The organism is Micromonospora sp. ATCC 39149 (assembly GCF_000158815.1).
Taxonomy (GTDB): Bacteria; Actinomycetota; Actinomycetes; order Mycobacteriales; family Micromonosporaceae; genus Micromonospora.
Genome location: NZ_GG657738.1, coordinates 1,694,444 through 1,714,991 on the forward strand (window position 1 = coordinate 1,694,444; position 20,548 = coordinate 1,714,991).

Consider the following 20,548-nt stretch of genomic DNA (forward strand, 5'->3'; position numbering starts at 1 on the left):
GTCCCCTCGACGGGAGGCGCGGGCTTCTCGCGTAGCCGGGCGGCTCAGTGCTCGGCGGTGCGCCGGGTGCCGGTGTAGTACTCGAAGAGCAGGCCGCAGGCGGCGAAGACGACCGCCACCAGGCCCAGGCCCAGCAGCCAGAACTGCCAGAAGACCAGGCCCAGCCCGGCGGTCGCGGCGGCCAGCGCCAGCCCGAACGGCCAGTAGCTGCCCGGGCTGAAGAAGCCGATCTCGCCCGCGCCGTCGGCGATCTCGCCGTCGGGCCTGTCCTCCGGCCGCGGGTCGATCCGACGCGAGACGAACCAGAAGAAGCCGCCGCACATCGTGCAGAGCAGGAACGACAGCAGCAGCCCCACGGTGCCGACCCACTCCACCTGGCCACCGGAGTCGCCGTACGTCCAGGCGCCGTAGAGGATCGTCGCGCCGAAGAGGAACCCGGCGATGATCAGGAAGATACGCCACTCGGTCTTCATGCCCGCTCCCTCAGCTTCCCGCGCCGGACGCGACGTCGTCGGGGTTGAAGTTGGCCGTGTTGCGCCGCGTCTTGAACGGCTCGGTCGTCGTGGCGTACGGGTCCTCGCCGATCGCGGTGAGCGCCTCCTGCGTCGACTTGCCGTCGCGCTTGGCGGCCAGGAACTGGTCGTACTGCTGCGGGGAGACCACGCGCAGCTCGAAGTTCATGAAGGCGTGGTAGCTGCCGCACAGCTCGGCGCAGCGGCCGACGTACGCGCCCTCGGCGTCGAGGCTGGAGACCTCGAAGACGTTGCGGATGCTGCCCGGCATGACGTCCCGCTTGAACAGCAGCTCCGGCACCCAGAACGAGTGGATGACGTCCTTGCTGGTCTCCTCGAACCGAATGGACCGGCCGGTCGGCAGGACCAGGATCGGGATGACCTCGCTGGTGCCGAGCACCGACGCCACCGTGTTGGCGTCCTTGCCCTGGCCGTCGCGGTAGTTGAACTGCCAGTTCCACTTGAAGGCGACGACCTCGACGGTGACGTCCGGGTTCTTGGTCGTGCGCACCACGTCGGTCTGCACGACCGCGGTGTAGTAGAACAGCACCGACACGATCAGGATCGGGGCGATCGTGTAGAGGAATTCCATGGGCAGGTTGTAGCGGGTCTGCACCGGCAGCTCGTTGCCCCGCTTCCGGTAGCGCACCACGCACCAGAAGATCAGGCCCCAGACGAACACGCCGACCGCGAGCGCCGCGATGCAGGACGCGATCCACAGGTCGTACATCCGGTGCGACTCGGGCGTGATCCCGCCCTGCGGCCAGCCGAAGCCGGCGAACGTCTTGCCGACGTCGCAGCCGGTGAGCGAGACCAGCAGCGCCGCGCCGCCGAGGCCGAGCCCGGCGAGCCGACCAGCACCACGCCGCCGGCGTCCACCGGCTCCCGGAGAAGCGCTGTTCCGTACGGCCGAGGGCCGTACCTCCGAACTCCTTGCGACCACCTGGTCCTGCCTCCCTAGCGCGCCGCGGTGGTTGTTGTCCCCGTACCAGCGGCAAAGGCGTCACCGACGGTCGCAGATTACTCGACCATGACCGGCCTGACCGTCTTGGGGTGGTCGTCCACCCCCTTCGGGGAGATCGTCGGCGTGCCGGCGCGATAGCGTCGGGGCCGTGAGCGCATCCCCGGTCTACCTGGACGCCGCCAGCGCCGCCCCGCCGCACCCGGTCGCCCGGCAGGCGCTGCTGGCCGCCCTCGACGACGGTTGGGCCGACCCGGCCCGGCTGTACGGCCAGGCCCGCCGGGCCCGTCAGCTCCTCGACGCCGCCCGGGAGGCCGCCGCCGCCACGCTCGGTGTCCGCGCCGACGAGCTCTCCTTCACCCCCAGCGGTACGGCCGCCGCGCACTCGGCCGTGCTCGGTGGCCTGGCCGGGCGGCGGCGCGCGGGCGGGACGCTGGTGCATTCCGCGATCGAACACTCCGCCGTCCTGCACGCCACCGAGCGGCACGTAGCCGGCGGCGGTACGGCCGTCGCGGTGCCGGTCGACCGGCTCGGCCGGCTCGACCCGGCGGCGTGGTCGGCGGCGGTGGGCGCGCCCGGGGTGGCCCTCGCAGCCCTGATCGGGGCCAGCCACGAAGTGGGCACGGTGCAGCCGGTCGCCGAGGCCGCCGCCGCGTGCGCCGCCGCCGGGGTGCCGCTGTACGTCGACGCGGCGCAGCTCGTGGGCCGGGCCCCGGTGCCGGCGGGCTGGTCGGTGCTGACCGCCAGCGCGCACAAGTGGGGCGGGCCGCCGGGCGTCGGGCTGCTGGTGGTACGCAAGGGCACCCGCTGGGAGTCGCCCTGGCCGGCGGACGAGCGTGAGTCGGGGCGTACCCCCGGGGTGGTGAACCTGCCGGCGGTCGTGGCGGCGGCGGCGAGCCTGCGCGCGGCGGCAGCCGAGGCGGCGGCCGAGGCGGCCCGGCTGGCGCCGTTGGTGGACCGGATCCGGGCCCGGGTGGCGGCCGAGGTGCCCGACGTCGAGGTGGTCGGCGACCCGGTGCACCGGCTGCCCCACCTGGTCACCTTCTCCTGCCTGTACGTCGACGGAGAGGCGCTGCTGCACGCGCTGGACCGGCGTGGCTTCGCGGTCTCCTCCGGCTCGTCGTGCACGTCGTCGACGCTGCGCCCCTCGCACGTGCTGGAGGCGATGGGGGTGCTCTCGCACGGCAACGTGCGGGTCTCGCTGCACCGGGAGACGACGGAGGACGACGTGGAGCGGTTCCTCGCCGAGCTGCCCGGGATCGTCGCCGACCTGCGCGCCGAGGCGGGGGTGGTGGGGCTGTGACCGGCCCGGCCCGGGGCGACGCGTCGCCGCAGGTGCTGGACTGCCGGGGGCAGCGCTGCCCCCTGCCGGTGATCAAGCTGGCCCGGCAGCTGCCGGAGCTGCCGGTCGGCGCGGTGCTGCGGGTCCTCGCCGACGACCCGGCCGCGGCCGTGGACATCCCGGCGTGGTGCCGGATGCGCGGCCACGAGTTCGTCGCCACCCACCCCGAGGGCCCCGGCTACGAAGTCCGCCGCCTCCACTGAGCTGCCTTGGCCCTCCGAGCTGCCGAACGTGGGCGGGCGGTCACGGGAGCAGGTGGGGGCGGACCTCGTCGGCGGCGGCGTCGCCGTACGACTCGGCGAGCCGCTTGACGAACCCGTCGGGGCGCACCTCGTACTCCTGGGTGCCGACCGTCTCCAGCACCAGCGCGGCCAGCAGGGAGCCGACCTGGGCGGCGCGTTCGAGGCCCAGCCCCCAGGAGAGGGCGGCGAAGAAGCCGGCCCGGAAGCCGTCGCCGACACCCGTCGGGTCGACGGCCTGGGCCTCCCGGGCGATCGGCACGTGGATGGTGTCGAAGTCCCGGCCCGCGATCTCCGCGCCGTTGCTGCCCAGCGTGGTCACCCGGACCTTCACCCGCTCCAGTAGCTGCGCGTCGCTGAGGCCGGCCTTGCTCTGTAGCAGTGACTTCTCGTACTCGTTGGTCATCAGGTACTCGGCGCCGTCGATCAGCCCCACCACGTCCGCGCCGTCCATGCGGGCGAGCTGCTGGGACGGGTCCGCCACGAAGGCGTACCCCCGTTCGCGGCATTCGGCGGAGTGCCGCAGCATCGCGTCGGGGTCGTTGGCGCCGACCAGCACGAGGTCGAGCCCGCCCAGCCGCTGCGCGACCGGGGCCAGCTCGATGTTGCGCGCCTCGCTCATCGCCCCGGCGTAGAAGGAGGCGATCTGGCACATGTCGGTGTCGGTGGTGCAGACGAAGCGGGCCGTGTGCGCCACCTCGCTGACGTGCACGGAGTCGCAGTCGACGCCGTGCCGCTCCAGCCAGGAGCGGTAGTCGGCGAAGTCGGCGCCGACCGCGCCGAGCAGGATCGGGCGCAGGCCGAGCTGGCCCATGCCGAAGGCGATGTTGGCGGCCACCCCGCCGCGGCGCAGCACGAGGTCGTCCACCAGGAAGGACAGCGAGACCTTGTCGAGCTGGTCGGCGATGAGCTGGTCGGCGAACCGGCCGGGGAAGCTCATCAGGTGGTCGGTCGCGATCGAGCCGGTCACGGCGATCTTCATGTCAACCCTCGCGGTCGGGAGCACGGCGCGGGTCAGCCTACCGGTCCGGGCGGGGTCGTGGTCGCCCGTCGGCCGGGGAACAGTCACGGTCCGTTCGACTCCGCGTGACCCTCCGGATATCCGGCCCAGGTCCACGCGGGTCGACCTCCCCGGTGGTGGTCGACGGACCGTAGGACTGTCCGTAAAAACGGGCGCGGAACGGTGGGCCGCCCGTCGAAACCGGACGGTGGGGCCGCCCCCGGTTCGGGGCGGCCCCACCGTATCGGCCGGAGCGGGACTCAGCTGAACGAGTCGCCGCAGGCGCAGGAGTTGCCCGCGTTCGGGTTGTCGATCGTGAAGCCCTGAGCGTCGATCCGGTCGGCGAAGTCGATCGTGGCGCCGGTCAGGTAGGGGGCGCTCATCCGGTCGACGACGACCTCGACGCCGTCGTAGTCGGTGACGACGTCACCGTCGAGCGAACGCTCGTCGAAGAAGAGCTGGTACCGCAGGCCGGAGCAGCCCCCCGGCTGCACCGCCACCCGGAGCCGCAGATCATCGCGGCCCTCCTGCTCGATCAGGGCCTTGACCTTCTGCGCCGCGACGTCGGTGAGGACGACGGAAGTAGGGGCCTTGGCCTCGGTCGACTCGGTCTGCGCTGGCGTGGTCACGTGGAAATCTCCCTGCGCGGTCTGGGTCTGGACGCACTGGCCAACGTCGTCCGTCGTCCAGTGATTCCCGATGTGGTCGCAGATCCGATGGTACGCCGCCCCGGCCGGTACCACCCGGCCGACGTGACCCGGGCCGCAGGTCGGGCCCCGCGCGGCGGCCCGACGGCGCTCAGCGGCTCCACTGGCGGGCCAGCCGGGCGCCGAGCTGGCGCAGGCCCTCCGCCGGGCGGCTGAGCGCCGCGTCGAGCCCGCCGTGCTCCTCGCCGCCGAAGTGCTCCACCAGGCTGTACGCGTCGGTGACGCCGGCCGAGGCGGCCTCGCGCCGCCCGGTGCTCACCTGCCCCGCCAGCACCACGCAGGGCACGCCCCGGTCCCGGGCGGCCCCGGCCACCCCGGCGACGACCTTGCCGCGCAGCGACTGGTGGTCGAAGGAGCCCTCCCCGGTGATCACCAGGTCGGCCGCGTCGAGCGCGGCGGGCAGCCCGATGGCCTCGGTGACCAGGCCGATGCCGGAGCAGCAGCGACCGCCGAGGGCGAGGATCGCCGCGCCGAGGCCGCCGGCCGCGCCCCCGCCGGGCAGCGCGCCGAGGCCGGGCGGGCAGCCTGGCAGGTCCCGTTCGAGTACGCCGGCGAAGCGCTCCAGCGCGGCGTCGAGCAACAGCACGTCGGAGCGCGTCGCGCCCTTCTGCGGGCCGTAGACGTTGCTGGCGCCGTGCAGCCCGAGCAGGGGATCGTCCACGTCGGTGGCGGCGACCAGGGTCGCGCCGCGCAGCCGGGGCGCGCCGTCCAGCCCGGCGATCCCGGCCAGCGCCGCCCCGCCGTACGGCAGGGCGCGGCCGGCCTCGTCGAGCGGCGTGACGCCCAGCGCGGTGAGCAGCCCGGCCCCGCCGTCGTTGGTGCCGGATCCGCCCAGCCCGATCACCACCGTCCGGGCTCCGTTCTCCACGGCGGCGGTGACCAGTGCCCCCAGCCCGTACGAGGTGGTGGCCAACGGGTCCCGCTCGGCGGCGGCGAGCAGGTGCAGGCCGCACGCCTGGGCGCTCTCCAGGTACGCCGTGCCGTCGTCGGTGAGCAGGATCTCACCGGAGGCCGGGCGGCCGAGCGGGTCGACCGTCGGCACCGGCACCCGGCGCCCGCCGAGTGCCTCGGCGAGCACGGCCACGAAGCCGGGGCCGCCGTCGGCGAGCGGCCGGATGAGCAGGTCGTCGCCCTCGGCCACCTCCCGCCAGCCCTCGGCCACCGCGGCGGCGACCTCCTGGGCCGGCAACGTTCCGGCGAACTTGTCGGGGCAGAGCAGCACGCGCATGCCGAGCAGTGTCGCAGGCCACATCGGCGGGGGGCAGTGTGGCAGCACACACCGGCGCGGGGCCGCTTGTCGCTCGGCTGTGGAACCATGAGTGGCGTGACTTCGACCTGGGTGGAACCCTCCAACACCGCGACGGCCCTGCTGCTGCTCGGCCGTGGCAGCGACCCCGCCACCGAGCGTGGCGTGGAGTGTCCGGGCGACCTGCCGGCGCCCAGCGACCCGGGCCTGGTGGCCCGGGCCGCGGCGGCCAAGGCGAAGCTGGGTGACAAGGTCTTCGTGCTGGGCCACCACTACCAGCGCGACGAGGTGATCCAGTTCGCCGACGTGACCGGCGACTCGTTCAAGCTGGCCCGCGAGGCGGCGGCCCGGCCGGACGCGGAGTACATCGTCTTCTGTGGCGTGCACTTCATGGCGGAGAGCGCCGACATCCTCACCTCCGAGCGCCAGCGGGTGGTCCTGCCCGACCTGGCGGCGGGCTGCTCGATGGCGGACATGGCCGCGCTGTCCCAGGTCGAGACGGCCTGGGACGTGCTGACCGAGCTGGGCGTCGCGGCGCGGACGGTCCCGGTGACGTACATGAACTCCTCGGCGGACATCAAGGGTTTCGTCGGCCGCAACGGGGGCGTGGTCTGCACCTCGTCGAACGCGAAGCAGGCGCTGGACTGGGCGTTCGGGCAGGGGTCGAAGGTGTTGTTCCTGCCGGACCAGCATTTGGGCCGCAACACCGCCGTGCTGGAGATGGGCCTCTCGCTGGACGACTGCGTCCTGTACGACCCGCACAAGCCGCACGGCGGGCTGACCCCGGAGCAGGTGCGCGACGCGAAGATGATCCTGTGGCGCGGGCACTGCTCGGTGCACGGCCGGTTCACCCTCGACAGCGTCGAGGACGTACGCCGGCGGGTGCCGGGGGTCACCGTGCTGGTGCACCCGGAGTGCCGGCACGAGGTGGTCACCGCGGCCGACCTCGTGGGCTCGACGGAGTACATCATCCGGGCCATCGAGGCGGCACCGGCCGGCTCGGCCTGGGCGGTCGGCACCGAGCTGAACCTGGTCCGCCGGCTGGCGCTGGCCCACCCGGACAAGCAGATCATGTTCCTGGACAAGGCCATCTGCTACTGCTCGACGATGAACCGCATCGACCTGCCGCACCTGGTCTGGGCCCTGGAGGAGCTGGTGGCCGGCCGGGTGGTCAACCAGATCACCGTGGACCCGGACACCGCGCGGCACGCCCGCGCGGCGCTGGACCAGATGCTCGCCCTCCCGGGCGCGGCCACCCCGCCACCAGCGAGCGCCTGACCACCCTGCGTGAAACGTTGGGCACCGTAAAGTACCGGAAGCCCCGATTCATGCCGTCCGGGGCAAGGTGACCGTCTCCATTTTCGTCACCGAGGGCTATGCTGCCGGGGCGACGACACACGCGGGTCCGTTTTCAGCCGGCCGCATCACGGGTAACCCCCACAACGCCCGCATCACCATCGACACGGCAGCACCGACGCGCTGGAGGTTGCGTTGACCAACGACGTCCTGGTCGTACACGGAGGCACTCCGCTGGAAGGGCGGATCCGCGTGCGCGGCGCGAAGAATTTGGTTTCCAAGGCGATGGTCGCCGCCCTGCTGGGCGACAGCCCCAGCCGGCTGTTCGACGTGCCGCAGATCCGTGACGTCGAGGTCGTCCGGGGGCTGCTCGGTCTGCACGGGGTCAAGGTCACCGACGGCACCGAGGACGGTGAGCTGGTCTTCGACCCGGCCAACGTCGAGAGCGCCAGCACCGACCAGATCAACGTGCACGCCGGCTCCAGCCGCATCCCGATCCTGTTCTGCGGGCCGCTGCTGCACCGGCTCGGCCACGCGTTCATCCCCGACCTGGGCGGCTGCCACATCGGGCCGCGTCCGATCGACTTCCACCTCCAGGCGCTGCGCGAGTTCGGCGCCACCGTCGACAAGACCCCGGAGGGGCTGCACCTGTCCGCCCCGAACGGGCTGCACGGCACCAAGTTCGCCCTGCCGTACCCGAGCGTCGGCGCGACCGAGCAGGTGCTGCTCACCGCCGTGATGGCCGAGGGCGTCACCGAGCTGCGCAACGCCGCCGTCGAGCCGGAGATCATCGACCTGATCTGCATCCTGCAGAAGATGGGCGCGATCATCAAGGTGCACACCGACCGGGTGATCGAGATCCAGGGCGTGCCGAAGCTGCACGGGTACACCCACCGGCCGATCCCGGACCGGATCGAGGCGGCGAGCTGGGCGGCGGCGGCGCTGGCCACCCGCGGCCACGTCGAGGTGCTCGGCGCGCAGCAGGCCGACATGATGACCTTCCTGAACGTCTTCCGCTCCGTCGGCGGCGAGTACGAGGTCACCGACGCCCGGCCGCCGAAGCTGGGCGACCCGGGTCAGGAGGGCGGCATCCGGTTCTGGCACCCGGGCGGCGAGCTGAACGCCGTGGCGCTGGAGACCGACGTACACCCGGGCTTCATGACCGACTGGCAGCAGCCCCTCGTCGTGGCGCTGACCCAGGCCCGGGGCCTGTCGATCGTGCACGAGACGGTGTACGAGCAGCGGCTCGGCTACACCGAGGCGCTCAACACGATGGGCGCGAACATCCAGGTATACCGCGACTGCCTCGGCGGCACCCCGTGCCGCTTCGGGCGCCGTAACTTCAAGCACTCCGCGGTGATCGCCGGCCCGAGCAAGCTGCACGCGGCCGACCTGGTCATCCCGGACCTGCGCGCCGGGTTCAGCCACCTGATCGCCGCGCTCGCCGCCGAGGGCACCTCCCGGGTGTACGGCGTCGACCTGATCAACCGGGGCTACGAGGACTTCGAGGCGAAGCTGGCCGACCTGGGTGCCCACGCCGAGCGCCCGTAACGCCACCCGGCGTAACCTAGCCCACTTCCGCCCGCGCCCGGTGCACCGCGATGTGCACCGGGCGCGGGCGTGTGGCTACCCTTTCCACGTGCCGTCGCTGTTTCGCCGCAAGTCCACCGACCTCGTCGACGAGTCCGTCACCACGGTGACGACCGACGAGGAATCCGCGCGCGCCCGCCGGGGCTACACCCCGGCCAAGGGCCGCGAGACGCCGAAGCGGCCCGTGGCCGGGCGCCGACCGGCCGGCCCGGCCAAGCCGCTGAGCAAGGAGGAGGCGCGGGAGCGGCGGCGGCAGTTGCGCGCCGAGTCCTCGGCCGAGTTCCGCCGCGAGGGCGGCCCGCGCGACCGTGGCCCGGAGCGACTCCTGGCCCGCAACGTGGTCGACTCCCGGCGTACGGTGGGCACCTGGTTCTTCGGCGGGGCGCTGATCGTGCTGCTCGGCTCCAACCAGGCGATGCCGCCGATCGTCCGGCTGATCTCGAACATCCTGTGGGGCGCGCTCGCCCTCGGCGTGGTGATCGACTCGGTGCTGATCAGTCGGAAGATCTCCAAGCTGGTCCGGGAGCGCTTCCCGAAGTCCGACCAGCGGCTCGGCTCCCTCTACCTGTACGCGATCATGCGGTCGATCACCTTCCGCCGGATGCGCGCCCCGGAGCCCCGCGTCAAAATCGGCGACCCGATCTGACCGCTGCCCCCTGTTAAGAAGGGGCCCCTGCTATACCGGAAGCGTTAACAAGGGGCCCCTCCTTACCCGCGTACAGGCGGGCGACGACGTCCTCGATGTCCGGCTCGACGACCGAGACGTCACGCAGGGCGGCCAGCCCGGCCAGGGCGGCCACCACCTCGGCGACGCCCGCCGACTCCAGTGCGAAGACCAGCCGGTGCCCGTCGGCCTCCACCCGCAGCAGCGGGGCGCCGGGCAGCTCCGGCGGCTCCGGCAGGGCGGTGTCCAGGTCGGCGACGACGAGACGGCGGGAGCCGTACCGGTCGTGCAGCGCGGCGATCGAGCCGTCGTGCACCACCCGGCCGTGGTCGATCACCACGAGCCGCCGGCACAGCCGCTCGATGTCGGCCAGGTCGTGAGTGGTGAGCACCAGGGTGGTGTCGCCGGAGCGGCCCAGCTCGCCCAGGAAGCCCCGCACGGCCTGCCTGCTCACCACGTCCAGCCCGATGGTCGGCTCGTCGAGGAAGATCACCTCCGGGCCGTGCAGCAGGGCGGCGGTCAGCTCGCCGCGCATCCGCTGGCCGAGGGAGAGCTGCCGGACCGGGGTGTCCACGAAGGCGTCCAGGTCGAGCAGGTCGCGGCAGCGGCGCAGCCGGGCGGCGTGCTCGGCGGCCGGCACCCGGTAGACGTGCCGCAGCAGGTCGAACGACTCCCGCAGCGGCAGGTCCCACCACAGTTGGGACCGCTGGCCGAAGACCACGCCGACGCGCAGGGCCAGCCGGGTGCGCTCGGGCACCGGGCGCAGCCCGCAGACGCGTACCTCGCCGGAGGTGGGGGTGAGCACGCCGGTGAGCATCTTCAGGGTGGTGGACTTGCCGGCGCCGTTCGGGCCGATGTACCCGAGCATCTCGCCGCGCTCGACGCGCAGGTCGACCCCGGCGACCGCGTCGACGGTACGCTTCTCGCGGCGCAGCCGGCCGACCTTCACCCGGACGGTGAACTCCTTGCGCAGCTCGCGCACCTCGATGACGCTCATGACCCCGTACTCCGGTAGTAGCGGACCCCGACGCGCCAGGCGGTGGCGGCGAGGGCGGCGGCGACCAGCGCAACCGCCGGCGAGACCCAACCGACCCAGGCCGGCAGGCCGAGCGGGTCCGCCCGGCCGAGCAGCGCCAGCGCCGGCTGGTAACTGACGAAGGCGAACCCCATCCCGTACGCGAAGACCGCCCGGAACCAGCCGCCGAAGGCCGTGACGGGGTACGACGTGAAGTCGCGCCCGCCGTAGGTGACCGAGTTCGCCAGCTCCCCCGACTCGGTCCAATAGAACGACACGGTGGCGGTGGCCACGAAGATCGACCCGAAGAAGAGCACCCCGGCCAGCGGGGCGAGCAGCGCCAGCGCCACCCGGCCCGGGGTCCAGTCGATCCCGGCCCGGCCGAGCGCCACCAGCAACACGGCCAGGCCGAACACCGCCCGGGACGCCTTGCGTAGCGGCAGGTCCATCAGCAGTAGCTGGGGCAACGCGCCGAGCGGGCGCAGCAGCACCGCGTCGAACAGCCCGGTGCGCACGTACGCGGGCAGCCGCTCGACGTTGCCGACCAGCAGGTCGGCGGTGGCGAACGCGCAGGCCGACAGGCCCACCATGACCAGCGTCTCGCGCAGCGTGAACCCGCCCAGCTCCCGGGTCACCCCGAAGATCACCAGCACGGTCACCACGTCGAAGAGGGTGGCACCGACGTTGCCGACCAGGTCCACCACGAACGACGCCCGGTACGCGGCCTGCGACCGGGCCTGCGCCCCGAGCAGCGCCCCGTACGCCCGCAGCCGCCCGGACACGGGCCGGGGCCGCCGCGAGCGCCGCTGCCGGGGCAGCGCCACCGGTTCAGCCACCCTGCACCACCAGCCGGCGCTCGGCGCGGCGCTGCACCAGCCGGCACAGCGCGAGGATCGCCACCGCCCAGCCGACCTGCACCCCGACCAGCCCCGCCTGCACGCCCGGCGGATCCCGCTCGACCAGCACGTCGAGCGGAATCTGTAGGAGGCTCGGGAACGGGGTGGCCAGTTGTAGCGCCATGAACAGCCCGTCGGGCAGGAAGGGCAGCGGGAAGTAGAGCCCGGCGAGCACCCCCGAGCCGAGGGTCCACAGGAGCTGCGGGCCCCGGACATCCTGGAGCCAGTACGCGGTGGCGTTGACCAGGAACCGGCAGCCGAAGCAGAGCACCACCGCCACCGTGGCGGAAACCACGAACAGCGGCACGGTCGACCAGCGGGCCGGCAGGTGCACGTCGAAGAAGATCGGGCCGACCAGCACCGACGGCAGCAGCCGGGACACGCACGCCCAGCCCGCCCGCCCCAGGTCGGTGGCGAGGTAGCTGGTCACCGGGTGGACCGGCCGCAGCAGGTCGCTGGCCACGTCGCCGGTGCGGATCCGGTCGGCGAGGTCGGTCCAGCCCCAGAGCAGGATCACCGCCAGCATGCCCTGCCCCGCCCAGACGAACGTGGCGATCTGCGCCCGGTCGTACCCGGCCGCGACGCCGGCCGCGCCCGCCGCGTCGAGCAGGACGTAGCAGCGCAGGAAGCCGAAGACGATGTTGGTGACGGCACCGGCCAGCGCGGCCTGCCGGTAGGTCGCGTAGCGCCGGAATCCCGATTGCACTATCGCACCGAATGTCCGAAACGATAGGATAACGTTTGACTCGGTGGGCGGCGCCACAGTGGCGTTGACAGAGCCCACGCCGTTACCCTCCTTCCGCAGCCACCCCGCGCCGGACCGGGCGACTTTACCGGCAGGTGGAGTGCCCAGCGCGACAATTTCCAAGAGGTGACATCGCCGTGAGCGAGCGACGCGAGCCGGGCACCCGGGCTCGCCGCGCGGGCGGCGACGGGACCTGTAGATGAGCGGCGACTTCATCGACCGCTGGCGCGACCCAGCCGAACCGTCCTGGGTGTTCGAACCGACCACCGAGTGGCAGCCGCAGTTCCCCGGGCAGCGCTATCCCGGTGACATCGGCCTGCGGCAACCGCCGCCCCCGCCCCGGGGGCGGGCCGCCGTCGGCCGGGCCGAGGTGCAGCCGGTCAGCCCCGCCCCGGACGCCGGACCGGTGAGCCCGGCACCGGGTGGGCGCGACGGGACGTACCCGTGGCACGACCGCGCCCCGGACGACCGCGACCTGCGAAGCTGGGACGACGGGTACCGCAGCCCGGCCGCCGACCACGACCCGTACCGCCGCCCCGCCGAGCAGGACCCGCACCGATGGCACGGCGACCGAGACGCCTACCGCCGACCGGTCGCCGACCACGATCCGTACCGCCGCCCGGCCGCGGACGAGCGCCGTGTGCCCCGGAACGGGCATGACCCCTACCGCCGGGTCATGCCCGACGAGCCCGACCGGTACCGCCCTCGCCCCACCGCCGACGACCACGCCCCGTACCGCCGGTCCGCGCCCGACGAGCCCTCTCCCCGCCGGTCCGCGCCCGACGAGCACGCTCCGTACCGCCGCCCCGTACCGGACGAGCGGGGCCCGGCGCGACATGGCTGGGACGAGCGCGGGCCGGCCGAGCCGTACCCGCCCCGGCACCCCACTTACGAGCAGCCCGACCGGCACGACCGGCGCGCCCCCGGCTGGACGCCGGAGCGCGACCCGGTCGCCGGAAGGCACGGCGACCGGTACGAGCAGCGTCGCCCCGCCGAAGCCGGCCGGCGGCCGGATCCCGCCGAGACGATCCCGGTCTCCCCCGCAGCCCGGGACGAGGCCGGCTGGCTGCCCGAGCCCGACGAGTACCCGAGCCGGCCGAACGGCGACCGGCCGGCGCTGTCCGGCCCCGGCTGGCCGGAGCGCCGCCGCCCCACGCTGGATCGCGACGGCCGTCCCGACCCGGGCCGGGACGGTTGGTCGACGCCTCCGGGCACCGGCTCCGGTCACCCCGCGGACCGGCTGGCCCGCCAGCACGACCGGCCCGACGCCGACGCGCCCCTACGCCCTGCCGGCGACGCGCCGCGCCATCCCGGCGACCGGGGCGCACCACGGCACCGGGAGGGGCAGCCGCACCGAGACGGGCGGGACGTGGCCGCCGCGCGCGCCGAGGAACACCGTGAGCCCACCGTCCGGCCGGCGCCGTCGCACGACGGTGCCCTGCCCTGGCCGCAGCCCGGCCCGCTCCGCCCGGACGTGGGCCGGAACACCGGCCGCCCCGGCGAGCCGCCCCGCGTCGGCGGACGACCGGCAGTCGTCGACGGCAGCGTGCCGCGCCCGGACGGCCGGATCCGGCCGGAGCCTCGGCACACGGACGCCGCGCGGTCCGACCCGCGCCGCCCGGAGCGGCCGGCCGACGGTCGCGGCGACGAGTGGAGCGTCGGCGAACGGTTCGGACTCCGCCCGCCGGTCGACCGGGCCGGGCCGCCGCCCACGGAGGACATCGCCGCCGCCGGGCCCCGGTTCGTCCCACCGCCGCACCGGCCGGTCGAGCCGTACCGCGCGCCCGTGGAGCCAGTGCGCCCTCCGGTGGAGCCACCACGCCCCGTGACCGGATCGGCGCGTCCGCCGGTCGAGCCGCATCGCCCGCCGGTCGAACCGGCACGCCCATCCGTCGCACCGACCCGCCCACCGAGAGAGCCGCAACGACCGGTGGAGCCCGCCGCCGACGCGCCACGGGTCGGGCGGCCCACCACCCCCGGGGTGCCCGTCAGCGGGGTGCCGGTTTCCGGCCCACCCGTCCGGCCGATCTCGGGCCCGCCGGTTCCGCCGGTCTCCGCGCCTCCGGTGAACAGGCCGATCTCCACGCCGCCCGGGACACCCCCGCCACCGGCCGTCGCGCCGGTGGCACCGGTCTCCGCGCCGCCCACCGAGCCCGTATCCGCGCCGCCCGCCGCCCGGCTGAGGCTGGAGTTCCTGCCGGCCCCCGGGCCGGTCGGATCCCGGCCCGCACCCGACGAACCACTTCTCACCGGGGGCGACGCCGCCCGCCCGGACGCGCCGGCCGCAGCCGCCGCCGCTCCGGTCACCCCGGCACCCGGGCCACTCGCCACCCCGCCGGCAACCGAGCCGCCGGGCACCCGGGTGACCGACGCGCCCCGGGGCACCCCACCGCCAGGCCCGGCCGGCCACGCCCGGCCGGAGCCGATCACCGGGGCCAGCCCGGAGGCGGTCCGCACTGCCGGCCCGGACCCGGTAGACACCGCCGGCCCCCGCCCGCTCGACGCCACCGGCCCGGACGTCATCGCCGGCCCGACTGTCACCACCGGTCCAATTGACGCCATCGGCTCGGAATTCACCACCGAGCAGCCGACCGTCGCCCCCGGCCCGATCGAGGCCACCGGCCCGGTGGCCATCGTGGTCGTGCCGCCCGCCGGCACGGGGGCCGGGGCCGGGGATGCCCGGGAGGGCGCCGCACCGCACGACGCCCCCGACGAACTCGGTCAGCCTCGGCGAGTTGACCAGCCGCCCTCGGCCGATCCGGCGGGCGGGTCGCCCGCGCCACCGCCGGGCCACGCGGACTCGTGGTTCCGGCCGTTCCGGACGGCACCCCCGGCCACCGAGACGTCGAATCCCGCCACCGTTGCGGGCCCTGTCCCCGCGCCCGATCCGGCCCAGGCTGCGCCCTCGGCCCCGGCCCCAATCCAGACTCCGGCTGCGGCTGCGGACGCCCCTGAACCGGCGACGCCCCCTCCCCGCGCCGCCCGCCGACGGATCGGTCGCCCGGGTCGCGGATCCCCGTCCGGTGAGCGCCGCGCCGGCCCCACCGGTGTCGGCACCTCCGGCCGGGTCCGCGTCCCTCGTCGCTCACCCGGTGCCGGAGCAGTCGCGTCCCGTCTCCGCGCCACCCGCCCGCCCGGTCTCGGGAATCCCGGCACACCCCGTCTCGGGAGTGCCGGCCGCACCGGTCTCCGGCATCCCCGCACAGCCCGTGTCGGGCATCCCCGCACAGCCCGTGTCCGGCGTACCCGCACAGCCCGTGTCCGGCGTACCCGCACAGCCCGACGCCGGGACGGAGCCGCCGCCCGGCCAAAAACGGCGGGCCGTTCCGGCCGACCCGGAGCAGACGCTCGCGGCCCTGCGGTGGCGTCTGCACCCGGAGAGCCTGCGCGAGGAGACCGACGACCCGGAGCTGCTGCGCACCGTGCGGGAGGGGCTGAACGCCAAACTCGACGTCGCCCTGGACAACCGGTCCCGGGCCCGGCTGCTCAGCCTGCGGGCGGTGGTGTCACGCCTGCTCGGCGACCTGGCGGACGCGGTCGACGACGCCCGGCTCGCGCTGACGTACGCCGAGGCCACGGGCGAGTTGCGGCGGACCGCGCTGGCGCGGGCGCGGCTGGCCCACGTGCTGCGCTGGCGGGGCGAGTTCACCGAAGCCGACCGGCTCTTCGCGGAGGCGAACTCGCCGGAGCTGCCCGACCGGCTGCGCGCGGCCCTGCACGAGCACGCCGGCCGCTGCTGCTACGACCAGGGCCGGCTGATCGAGGCGTGCCACCACTTCGAGCTGGCTCTTGACCTGCGCCGGGCCGCCGACCCGGAGCTGCTCGCCCGGACCCGGGTCGCGCTCGACGCGGTCGCCGCGCGGGCCAGACGGGACGGCTTCGGCCCCTACCCGCGTGGGCGCGAGGAGATCCTGCGCACTCCCCGGCCACCGGTGCCCACGTACGACGAGGATCTGGACCGGTGGGGCTACGCCGACGCCAGCGGCAACCTGGTGATCGGCACCGACTACGCCGAGGTGCAACCGTTCCGGGAGGGAATGGCCTGGGTACGCCGGCCGGAGGGCACCCGGTGGGCGCTGATCGACGACTCGGGGCGCACCCTGATCCAGGCCAACAACGGCTACCGGTCGGCCGGCTCGTTCTCCGAGGGCCTGGCCTGGGTGTCGATGGACGGCACCGGCAACTGGATGGCGATCGACACGTCCAACATCGTGGTGATCCCGCCCGGCTTCGACGACGTCCGGCCGTTCCGTGCCGGGGTGGCGGCGGTACGCGTCGCCGGCGGCTGGGGTGCGGTCGACCGCACCGGGACGGTGGTGGTGCCGACCCGGTACCACGGTTTCACCACGGCCCTGGCCGACGGTCGTTACGTGGACGGCTTCACCGACGAGGGGCTGGCCGTGGTCGAGCTGAACGGCCGGCGCGGGGTGGTGGACCGCACCGGCCAGATGGTGGTGGCCCCGACGTATCCGGCGCTGGTCGTGCACCCGGTGGCGTACCTGGTCGGCGACGGCTTCGGCCGCTGGGGGGCCCTGGACCGGCGGGGCGTACCGCTGATCGACCCCGTGCACCCGAGCCGGGACCGGGTGGTCGACCAGATCGACCACCTGCTCGCCGACACCAGCCCGCTGCTTTGACCTGACCGGCCCCGGAACCCGCCGACGGGCGACCATAATCGGGCCGGGCTAGGGTCGGACCATGGAATTCCGACACCTAGGCCGCTCGGGCCTGCTGGTCAGCGAGATCTCGTACGGCAACTGGATCACCCACGGGTCGCAGGTCGAGGAGGACGCGGCGGTCGCCTGCGTCCGGGCCGCGCTGGAGACGGGCATCACCACCTTCGACACCGCCGACGTGTACGCCGGCACGAAGGCCGAGGAGGTGCTCGGCCGGGCGCTGAAGGGCGAGCGCCGCGAGGGGCTGGAGATCTTCACAAAGGTCTACTGGCCGACCGGCCCGGGTCGCAACGACCGGGGCCTGTCCCGCAAGCACATCATGGAGTCGATCAACGGCTCGCTGCGCCGGTTGCAGACCGACTACGTGGACCTCTACCAGGCCCACCGGTACGACCACAGCACGCCGCTGGAGGAGACGATGGAGGCGTTCGCCGACGTCGTGCACTCCGGCAAGGCGCACTACATCGGCGTCTCCGAGTGGACGGCGGCGGAGATCAGGGCGGCTCACCAGCTCGCCCGGGAACTTCGCATCCCGCTGGTGTCCAACCAGCCGCAGTACTCGATGCTGTGGCGGGTCATCGAAACAGAGGTGGTCCCGACCAGTGAGGAACTGGGCCTGGGGCAGATCGTCTGGTCGCCGATGGCGCAGGGCGTGCTGTCGGGCAAGTACCTGCCGGGGCAGCCGCCGCCGGCCGGCTCCCGGGCCACCGACGAGAAGTCCGGGGCGAACTTCATCGCCCGGTTCCTCACCGACGAGGTGCTGACCCGGGTGCAGCAGCTCAAGCCGCTGGCCGAGCAGGCCGGGCTGAGCATGCCGCAGCTCGCGATCGCCTGGGTGTTGCAGAACCCGAACGTCTCCTCGGCGATCATCGGCGCGTCCCGCCCCGACCAGGTGCACGACAACGTCAAGGCCGCCGGGGTGAAGCTCGACGCCGACCTGCTCAAGGCGATCGACGACATCGTCGACCCGATCACCGAGCGGGACCCGGCGAAGACGCAGTCCCCGGCCCAGCGGCCGTGACCCGTCCCGGTTCGGCCGGCGCGTCGCGCCGGCCGAACCGGGCCCACCGGAAGCGGATCAGCCGCGCGCCGACCGAATCGGGGCCCGCCGACCAGCGCCGGAAGCGGGTCAGCCGCGCGCCGGCCCCACCGGGGCGGGACCGGCCGGTTGGTCAGCCCTGCCAGAAGCGGATCAGGTCGAGCCCGGCGGCGTAGAGCCACGGGGGCAGGCCGAGCAGGTTCGCCACGGCGAAGACGGCGTCGAAGAACCAGCCACCGATGCGTGGGTTCCACAGCAACGCGAAGAGCAGGATGAACCCGAACGGGGCGAACAGGTCGTACATCCGCCGCCACTGCGGGTTCAGCCACGGTTGGATCATGTTGCCGCCGTCCAGGCCGGGCACCGGCAGCAGATTCAGCACGCTGGCGGTGAGCTGGAGGAAAGCCAGCAGCGCCACGCCCGCCCAGAACTCCACCGACCCACCGCCGCCGAACCCGACCCGCAGCACCGCCACCAGCGCCAGGGTGAACAGGACGTTGGTGGCCGGGCCGGCGAGGCTGACCAGGGTGTGCCGCAGCCGCCCCGGAATGGCGTGCCGGTCGACCCACACCGCGCCGCCGGGCAGGCCGATGCCGCCGAGCAGCACCACCACCACGGGCAGCACTATGGACAGCAGCGGGTGGGTGTACTTCAACGGGTTGAGCGTCAGGTAGCCACGGTGGGCGATGTCGGTGTCCCCGGCCCGGTACGCGACCACCGCGTGGGCGTACTCGTGCAGGCAGAGCGAGACCAGCCAGCCCGAGACGACGAAGAGGAACACGTCGAACCGGACGTTGCCGAACCGGTTCCAGGCCAGGACGCCGCTGGTCGCGAAGAGCGCGACCAGCGCCAGAAACACCGGGCTGGGCCGGAAGGCCGCCCGGGGCACCCCGAGCACCAGCGGCTCGCCGCCGCCCGGGCGGCCCGGCATCATCACTCGGCCGGGGACTGGAGGCTCATCCGGTACTCCACCCGGTCGTCCTCGACGAGCACGACCGTCGTGACGCCGGATGCCGCGAGCTCCCGCCAGGTCTGGCCGATCCATGACTCGGCGTCCGCCTGGCTTCCGAACGTCTCCGCCGGCCCCTCGGCCGCCGCACCGTTCGCGCCCTCGTACCGCCAGCTCCACGCCATGCCGCGTCTCCCCTCGCCGCTGAAGTCCCCCTGGGGACGAACCCCCGCAAGCGTAGTCGGCCCTGTGCCCGACGGCCCGCCGCTCCGCCCCGGGACCACCGCCGGCCCGGCCGGGGCATGCCACCCCGTACCGGTGACGCCGGCACCGACGCGACGGGGAGACGAGCCTCCGGCCACCGGCGCGGGCCGACCGGCGGCGCGGTCTCCAGCGGCCTTAAGGTACGGGGCATGTCCGTTGACGGGTGGAACACGGTCCTGGTGCTCGGCGGGATCCGCTCCGGCAAGTCCGAGTTCGCGGAGTCCCTGGTCGCCGACGCGCCCACGGTCCGGTATGTGGCGACCTCGGCGGCCGGCGACCCGGAGGACGCCGAGTGGGCGGCCCGCCTGCGGGCGCACCGCAGCCGGCGGCCGGGCGGCTGGACCACCGAGGAGACCGCCGACGATCCGCGCCGGCTGGCCGACGTCGTCGCCTCGGCCAGGCCGAACGAGACGCTGCTCGTCGACGACCTCGGCGGCTGGGTGACCGTGCTGCTCGACCCGGCCCACCAGCCGGCGGACGACACGGCGACAATCGCCGAGCTGGCCGAGGCGGTGCGGGACAGCCCGGCCCGGGTGGTGCTGGTCAGCCCCGAGGTGGGGCTGTCGCTGGTGCCGACCACCCCGCTCGGCCGGGCGTTCACCGACGCCCTCGGCGCGGCCAACCGGGCGGTCGCCGACGCGTGCGACGCGGTGGTCCTGGTGGTCGCCGGCCAGGCGTGCTGGCTCAAGACCGCCGCCGCCCAGCCGACCGCCGGCCCCGGGACGCTCCCGGGCCCGGAGGCGGTCGCGGCCGTGCCGGTGGCGGACGGGGCCGTGCCCGTGGCCGGTGGTGACCGGGCCGCCGCGCTGCCCGACGTGTCGACCCCGACTGCCTCGCCGGAGCCGGCGGGCGCCCCGTGGGCCGCGCCGACCATGGTGCTGCCGGTGGTCGCCACCGGCCTGGTCATCCAGCCGGGCATGGAGCTGCCGATGCCCGACGAGTACACCGGGCCGCAGGCCGTGGAGCGGCTCGCCACCCTGGACGTGCCCGGCGCCGGGTTGGGCGTGCTGGAACGGGTCGTCGGCTTCGCCGCCGCCACCCAGGGCACCCCTACCCCGGTGCCGTGGGACAACGTACGGGTGCTGCTGCTGCACGGCGACCACGCCGGCGGGGCGGCCGTCGGGTCGCCGACCGGGGAGTCGGCCCGGCGGGCGGCGCAGGCCCGCGCCGGGCAGGGTGTGCTGGCCCGGCTGGCCGCCGAGAGCGGCGCGAGCCTACAGGTCGTGGAGGCGCCGGCCGCCGAACCGATCGAGGATCTGCCCGCCCTGGACCACGAGCAGGTGGAGCAGGCCCTGAGGTACGGCTGGCGGTTGGCCGAGGAGGCCGGCGAGGCGGGCGTACGGCTGCTGGTGCTGGCGGCATGCCGGGCCGGGCACCGGACACCGCCGCCGCGGCGGTGCTCGCGGC

The 20,548-nt window shown here is 74.3% G+C and carries 17 protein-coding genes and 1 pseudogene; 8 read left to right on the top strand and 10 right to left on the bottom strand.

What is annotated here, in order from left to right; all coding sequences use genetic code 11:
• Positions 1–44: 44 nt before the first annotated feature.
• Positions 45–473: a cytochrome c oxidase subunit 4 gene (locus MCAG_RS06840; protein WP_007072240.1), complete on the bottom strand. Its 429-nt coding sequence runs from the start codon at positions 471–473 to the stop codon at positions 45–47.
• A gap of 10 nt (positions 474–483) precedes the next feature.
• Positions 484–1,455, bottom strand: coding sequence for a cytochrome c oxidase subunit II (gene coxB / locus MCAG_RS06845; RefSeq protein WP_007072241.1), 972 nt, complete (start codon positions 1,453–1,455; stop codon positions 484–486).
• 169 nt (positions 1,456–1,624) lie between these two features.
• On the opposite strand from coxB, the gene MCAG_RS06850 reads away from it, so the two are divergent.
• Together MCAG_RS06850 and MCAG_RS06855 are read left to right on the top strand one after the other, a co-directional pair.
• Positions 1,625–2,776 (top strand): cysteine desulfurase family protein, encoded by a 1,152-nt coding sequence (locus MCAG_RS06850; protein ID WP_007072242.1) that lies wholly within the window; start codon positions 1,625–1,627, stop codon positions 2,774–2,776.
• Entirely contained in the window at positions 2,773–3,018 is a 246-nt protein-coding gene (locus MCAG_RS06855) for a sulfurtransferase TusA family protein (protein ID WP_036372633.1), read from the top strand. Before MCAG_RS06850 ends, MCAG_RS06855 begins: the two co-directional genes overlap by 4 nt.
• Before the next feature lie 40 nt (positions 3,019–3,058).
• Here the strand turns inward: MCAG_RS06855 and MCAG_RS06860 are convergent, their stop codons facing one another.
• From MCAG_RS06860 to MCAG_RS06870, 3 genes are all read right to left on the bottom strand, one after another.
• Positions 3,059–4,036, bottom strand: coding sequence for a carbohydrate kinase family protein (locus MCAG_RS06860; RefSeq protein WP_007072243.1), 978 nt, complete (start codon positions 4,034–4,036; stop codon positions 3,059–3,061).
• 278 nt (positions 4,037–4,314) lie between these two features.
• On the bottom strand, positions 4,315–4,683 hold the full coding sequence (gene erpA, locus MCAG_RS06865; protein WP_007072244.1) for an iron-sulfur cluster insertion protein ErpA: 369 nt from the start codon (positions 4,681–4,683) through the stop codon (positions 4,315–4,317).
• A 169-nt stretch (positions 4,684–4,852) separates the two neighbouring features.
• Entirely contained in the window at positions 4,853–6,013 is a 1,161-nt protein-coding gene (locus MCAG_RS06870; protein WP_198141512.1) for a glycerate kinase, read from the bottom strand.
• 72 nt (positions 6,014–6,085) lie between these two features.
• Between MCAG_RS06870 and nadA the strand changes: the two genes are divergently transcribed.
• From nadA to MCAG_RS06885, 3 genes are all read left to right on the top strand, one after another.
• Positions 6,086–7,285, top strand: a complete 1,200-nt coding sequence (gene nadA, locus MCAG_RS06875; RefSeq protein ID WP_007072246.1) for a quinolinate synthase NadA — start codon at positions 6,086–6,088, stop codon at positions 7,283–7,285.
• A gap of 213 nt (positions 7,286–7,498) precedes the next feature.
• Complete coding sequence (gene murA, locus MCAG_RS06880; RefSeq protein ID WP_007072247.1) at positions 7,499–8,854, top strand: UDP-N-acetylglucosamine 1-carboxyvinyltransferase; 1,356 nt, start codon at positions 7,499–7,501, stop codon at positions 8,852–8,854.
• 88 nt (positions 8,855–8,942) lie between these two features.
• Positions 8,943–9,539 (top strand): DUF3043 domain-containing protein, encoded by a 597-nt coding sequence (locus MCAG_RS06885; protein WP_007072248.1) that lies wholly within the window; start codon positions 8,943–8,945, stop codon positions 9,537–9,539.
• 13 nt (positions 9,540–9,552) lie between these two features.
• Here the strand turns inward: MCAG_RS06885 and MCAG_RS06890 are convergent, their stop codons facing one another.
• From MCAG_RS06890 to MCAG_RS06900, 3 genes are read right to left on the bottom strand one after another with little or no spacing between them, the layout of a single operon-like run.
• Positions 9,553–10,554 carry an ATP-binding cassette domain-containing protein gene (locus MCAG_RS06890; protein ID WP_007072249.1) on the bottom strand — a complete coding sequence of 334 codons (1,002 nt, stop codon included), beginning with the start codon at positions 10,552–10,554 and terminating at the stop codon, positions 9,553–9,555.
• Positions 10,551–11,408, bottom strand: a complete 858-nt coding sequence (locus MCAG_RS06895) for an ABC transporter permease (RefSeq protein ID WP_007072250.1) — start codon at positions 11,406–11,408, stop codon at positions 10,551–10,553. The genes MCAG_RS06890 and MCAG_RS06895 overlap by 4 nt, the downstream gene beginning before the upstream one ends.
• Entirely contained in the window at positions 11,401–12,174 is a 774-nt protein-coding gene (locus MCAG_RS06900) for an ABC-2 family transporter protein (RefSeq protein WP_232290103.1), read from the bottom strand. Before MCAG_RS06900 ends, MCAG_RS06895 begins: the two co-directional genes overlap by 8 nt.
• 3,296 nt (positions 12,175–15,470) lie before the next feature.
• Here MCAG_RS06900 and MCAG_RS06915 point away from each other — a divergent pair.
• Together MCAG_RS06915 and MCAG_RS06920 are read left to right on the top strand one after the other, a co-directional pair.
• Entirely contained in the window at positions 15,471–16,850 is a 1,380-nt protein-coding gene (locus tag MCAG_RS06915; RefSeq protein WP_232290104.1) for a WG repeat-containing protein, read from the top strand.
• Between the two features lie 61 nt (positions 16,851–16,911).
• On the top strand, positions 16,912–17,910 hold the full coding sequence (locus tag MCAG_RS06920) for an aldo/keto reductase family protein (RefSeq protein ID WP_007072254.1): 999 nt from the start codon (positions 16,912–16,914) through the stop codon (positions 17,908–17,910).
• 151 nt (positions 17,911–18,061) lie between these two features.
• Here MCAG_RS06920 and MCAG_RS06925 read toward each other — a convergent pair whose 3' ends face one another.
• Positions 18,062–18,859, bottom strand: a complete 798-nt coding sequence (locus MCAG_RS06925) for a site-2 protease family protein (protein ID WP_007072255.1) — start codon at positions 18,857–18,859, stop codon at positions 18,062–18,064.
• 2 nt (positions 18,860–18,861) lie between these two features.
• Positions 18,862–19,062 (bottom strand): hypothetical protein, encoded by a 201-nt coding sequence (locus MCAG_RS06930; RefSeq protein WP_036372644.1) that lies wholly within the window; start codon positions 19,060–19,062, stop codon positions 18,862–18,864.
• Positions 19,063–19,290: 228 nt separating this feature from the next.
• Between MCAG_RS06930 and MCAG_RS06935 the strand changes: the two are divergent.
• Positions 19,291–20,548, top strand: a pseudogene (locus MCAG_RS06935) (bifunctional adenosylcobinamide kinase/adenosylcobinamide-phosphate guanylyltransferase); the annotation flags it as partial.